General features: G+C 63.5%; 1 pseudogene. It reads right to left on the reverse strand.

Going from position 1 to position 422, the window contains the following annotated elements:
- Window positions 1-116 precede the first annotated feature (116 nt).
- A pseudogene (locus EN906_RS37000) lies at window positions 117-422 on the reverse strand (secretin); the annotation flags it as partial.

The following is a 422-nucleotide window of genomic DNA, read 5'->3' on the forward strand; positions in this document are numbered from 1 at the left end:
CATTTCCGGCGCCGGCCGTCGGCCCTTCGCTGCGCACATAGTCGTCGCTGGTGCAGCCGGCGGCAAAGCCGGTCAGCAGCAAGGCGACGCTCGATCCAAAGACCAGACGCATGACTTCAATCCTTCGGCAGGTCGAGGAAATGCGCAGCCGAAGCGGCCGCTGCAGGTTGAGTGACGCGGCCGTCTGCCAGCGCCACGGTGCGACCGGCATCGGAATCCTTCACTTCCTCGGTGTTGTTGAGAAAATAGTCGGCGTTGCTGGCCGGCTGCGTGCCATCGGTCGGCTCGACGAGCTTCTTCTCCGGATCGACCGGCTTGACCAGATAGGGCGTCACGATGATGACGAGGTCGGTCTCGCGCCGCTGATAGGATTTCGAGGAAAACAGCGCCCCAAGCACCGGCATCTTGCCGAGGCCGGGAAT

This window comes from Mesorhizobium sp. M7A.F.Ca.CA.004.06.1.1, assembly GCF_003999135.1.
GTDB lineage: Bacteria > Pseudomonadota > Alphaproteobacteria > Rhizobiales > Rhizobiaceae > Mesorhizobium.